Source organism: Nocardiopsis nanhaiensis (genome assembly GCF_054778635.1).
In genome coordinates, this window is record NZ_BAAGZJ010000203.1 from 1 (window position 1) to 721 (window position 721).

Here is a 721-nt window from a genome sequence, read left to right on the forward strand (position 1 = left end):
GGCATGGGACCGCCGGGCTTTTTGGGGTTGACGCCCAGGTGGCGGAAGGCGAGCAGGCGCAGAAGCTGGGTACGGGTGGGGGCGGTGATGCGCTCGAAGGGGTCGCCCGGTCCTGACCAGCCGAAGGGGCGGCGGCCCACGTAGACCTCGTTCGGCGGCTGGCCCTCGACGGTCATGGTCCAGTGCCGGTAGAGCAGCGAGCACAGGACGTGCTCGGGGATGGACAGCTCGCTCTCACAGGTCGCGCTCTTGTGCGCGGGCAGGCGCAGGCGCGCCCCGTCACCCTCTGCCGCACCTCCCTCGCGGGGCGGCGGGACCGGGCAGGTGGGGTGGTCGGCGACGGCCTGGTCGATGAGGTGGGTGGCCAGTTCGGCGTCGTCTTCGGTGCGGGCGATGCGCAGGGCGTCCCGGATGAGCGGGAGCCGGTTGCGCAGGGTGTGGGCGTGCCACTCACAGAGCTGGTGCGGGGTCAGGTGCGCGGGGGCTCGGAGGGCGTCTTCGACGGCGGTGAGCAGGTCTCCGGTGCAGGTGTCGAGCATCAGAGCGCCACCCCCGGCTGGCGCAATCCCACCAGGACCGTGTGGAGGAGCTGCAGGGGTGCGGTTTCCAAGGGGCGCCGGGGTCCCGGGACCTGCGGCGGCCGGGGCGAGCGCGGCGACCGCGCCTCGGCCAGGGTTCGGGGAGCAGCGGCGTAGGTGCGCACCCGCCCCGCGTTACGGGG

General features: G+C 73.8%; 2 protein-coding genes. Both read right to left on the minus strand.

Annotated elements, in window-relative coordinates; all coding sequences use genetic code 11:
- Positions 1–539, minus strand: a 539-nt coding sequence (locus ACYVD1_RS34785) for a hypothetical protein (protein WP_460778728.1), incomplete at its 3' end; no start/stop codon positions are given.
- Positions 539–721 (minus strand): hypothetical protein (locus ACYVD1_RS34790; RefSeq protein WP_460778729.1); only part of this gene is annotated, 183 nt, incomplete at its 5' end. The genes ACYVD1_RS34790 and ACYVD1_RS34785, both read right to left, overlap by 1 nt.